At 64.9% G+C, this 2951-nt stretch carries 3 protein-coding genes and 1 pseudogene; 3 read left to right on the top strand and 1 reads right to left on the bottom strand.

From position 1 onward, the window contains the following. Positions 1-438 (bottom strand): annotated as a pseudogene (locus tag C2U70_RS32435) (cytochrome ubiquinol oxidase subunit II); the annotation flags it as partial. Between the two features lie 245 nt (positions 439-683). On the opposite strand from C2U70_RS32435, the gene C2U70_RS32440 reads away from it, so the two are divergent. From C2U70_RS32440 to C2U70_RS32450, 3 genes are read left to right on the top strand one after another with little or no spacing between them, the layout of a single operon-like run. Then, on the top strand, positions 684-1496 hold the full coding sequence (locus C2U70_RS32440) for an SDR family NAD(P)-dependent oxidoreductase (RefSeq protein ID WP_140982807.1): 813 nt from the start codon (positions 684-686) through the stop codon (positions 1494-1496). A 25-nt stretch (positions 1497-1521) separates the two neighbouring features. Further along, positions 1522-2076, top strand: coding sequence for a carboxymuconolactone decarboxylase family protein (locus C2U70_RS32445; protein WP_140982810.1), 555 nt, complete (start codon positions 1522-1524; stop codon positions 2074-2076). 1 nt (position 2077) lies between these two features. Beyond that, complete coding sequence (locus C2U70_RS32450; RefSeq protein ID WP_140982812.1) at positions 2078-2878, top strand: SDR family NAD(P)-dependent oxidoreductase; 801 nt, start codon at positions 2078-2080, stop codon at positions 2876-2878. Positions 2879-2951 lie beyond the last annotated feature (73 nt).

Genomic DNA, 2951 nt, shown 5'->3' on the forward strand with positions numbered 1-2951 from the left:
GTTCATCACGCTCGACGACGTCAGTTGAAAGTTCAGCTCGGCGCCGGCCGGCACCGTCAGCGTATTCACCGTGGCGATGCGCTGGTCGGGATAGATGAACAGCCATTTCCAGTCGAGCGATACGGCCTGGATGCGCACCGGGCTGCCCGTCCCCGGCACCGGTGCCGCAGGATCAAGCTTATGCGAGCCGATCCAGGCGACGCCGCCGAGCAGGATCACGGTCAGCGCCGGGATCGACCACACCACCAGCTCGATGCGGCCGGAATAGACGAAGTTCGGCTGGTAGCGCGCCCGCGGATTGCCCTCGCGAAACCAGAAGGCGAACGCCAGGATCGCGATAATGGTCGGCACCACGATCGTCAGCATGATGAAGACGGAATCGACGAGGATGGTGCTGTTGGCGGCGGCGACAGGTCCCTGCGGATCGAGGAGATTCATCGGCGATGCCAATCGCGATTGGAGAGCCCCGAAAGCGAACGTAGCGCGGATGCGGTCCCGCGACAAATGCCGGCGCACGGCGAAGGTTCCAAAACCCGGGGAGCAGCCATGCACCGGGCGCTGCGACAACACCAATTCCGCGCGGTGACAAATGGATGACGGCGCAATGCCCGGCCTTCTCTCGCCGCGAAGCCGTTGCTATCGTGCGGGAAAACAACGGCAACAAAACAGCGGGATGAAACGACATGCAGGGCCCTGAAGACGATGCCGGCCTCACCGGCAGGGTTGCGCTGATCAGCGGCGGAGGCGCAGCCGGCGACGGCATCGGCAATGGCCGGGCAGCCGCCATCCTGCTGGCGCGGGCGGGCGCCAAGGTGCTGGTCGCCGATCGCGACATCAAGCTCGCCGAGCGCACCGTCGAGATGATCGTCGCCGAAGGCGGCACCGCCGCGGCACATGGCGGCGACGTGACCCAGGAGAGCGATTGCAAAGAGCTCGTCGAAGCCGCGCTCGATCGCTGGGGTCGGCTCGACCTGCTCGACAACAATGTCGGTATCGGCAGCCGCGGCAGCGTGGTCGACGAGGCGCCCGAGCAGTATCGCCGCGTCATGCAGGTCAATGTCGAGAGCATGTTCTTGCTGTCGAAATATGCGATCCCCGCCATGATCCGGACCGCCAAGGGCGGCGCCATCGTCAACATCTCCTCGATCTCGGCGCTGCGGCCCCGCGGACTGACGACCTACACGACGTCGAAGGCCGCGATCATCGGGCTCACCCGCGCCATGGCTGTCGATCACGGCCGCGACAACATCCGCGTCAACTGCATCTGCCCCGGGCCGATGTACACGCCGATGGTCTATGCAAGCGGCATGAGCGAGACCGCGCGCGCCAATCGCGCCCGGGCGTCGCTGCTCAAGACCGAGGGCACCGGCTGGGATGTCGGCCATGCCGTCAAATTCCTGCTCAGCGATTTCGCGCGCTACATCACCGGCCAGGTGCTGGTGGTCGACGGCGGCGTGACGCTGCAAGCGCCCGAACGTGAGTCACAAGACCACTGACAAGAATACTGAAAGGACTTTTCGGATGGCCCGCCTGCCCTATCTCGAGGCCGACCAGGTCGCGCCTGAATATCGCGACATGCTCAAGCGCAACACCAATCTGCACAAGCTGCTGGTCAACTCGCCGGAGATGGCGCGCGCCTTCAACGGCGTCGGCGGCTTCATCCGTTTCAAGAGCAAGCTCGATCCGCGGCTGCGGGAGCTGGCGATCCTGCAGGTCGGCTGGCTGGAGAAGTCGGAATATGAGTTCACCCATCATGTGAAGATCGGCCGCGAGTTCGGCGTTACCGACGATGACATCGCCGGCCTGATGGCGGAGACCGAAGGCAAGCCGTCGAGACTGGAGCCGCTGGCGAAGGCGATCCTCAGGGGTGCGCGCGAGATGGTGCGCGAGCTCGCGATGTCGGAGGCGACGTTTGCCGAGATCAAAAAACATCTCTCCGACGAGCACATGGTCGACCTCGTGCTGACCATTGCCTTCTACTGCGCCGTGGTGCGGGTGCTCGCGACCATGAAGATCGACAACGAACCCACTTACAAAGAGGTACTCGAGCAGTACCCGCTTCAGGGAGTGAACTGACATGCGCTTGAAGGACAAGGTCGCCATCGTGGTCGGGGCCGGCCAGAGCCCCGGCGAAGGCATGGGCAATGGCCGCGCCACCGCGCTCACCTTCGCGCGCGAGGGTGCAAAGGTGCTGTGCGTGGACCATCATCTGGAGTCCGCGCAGGAGACGGTTGCGCTGATCGCCGAGAAGCAAGGCGTCGCCGCCGCCTTCAAGGCCGACGTAACCAAGACCGCTGATATCAAGGCGATGGTGGCGGATGCGCAGGCGCGCTGGGGCCGGATCGACATCCTCCACAACAATGTCGGCGTCAGCCTCGCCGGCGGCGATGCGGAGCTGCTGCAGCTGACCGAAGAGGCGTTCGACCGCGTCGTCGCGATCAACCTCAAGAGCTGCATCCTCGCGGCCAAGGAGGTGATCCCGATCATGCGCGCGCAGAAAAGCGGCGCGATCATCAACATCTCCTCGATGGCGGCGATCACGACCTATCCCTACGTCGCCTACAAGGCGACGAAGTCGGCGATGATCGCCTTCACCGAGCAGCTCGCCTACCAGAATGCCGAGCACGGCATCCGCGCCAACGTCATTTTGCCCGGCCTGATGAACACGCCGATGGCCGTCGACACCCGCGCCCGTGAATGGCACAAGACCCGCGCTGAGGTCGAAGCCGAACGCGACAGCAAGGTCCCGCTGCGCAGGAAGATGGGCACCGGATGGGATGTCGCGAACGCCGCGCTGTTTCTGGCGTCGGACGAGGCGAATTTCATCACCGGCGTGACGCTGCCGGTGGACGGCGGGGCGAGCGTGAGGCGGGGGTAGCTGTGTCTTCCGCCTCTCCCCGCTTGCGGGGCCGCGACGAGCTTCGCTCGCGCTGAGAGGGTTGGGGTGAGGG

Origin of the sequence: Bradyrhizobium guangdongense (assembly GCF_006483445.1) — a bacterium.
Lineage (GTDB): Bacteria > Pseudomonadota > Alphaproteobacteria > Rhizobiales > Xanthobacteraceae > Bradyrhizobium > Bradyrhizobium guangdongense_A.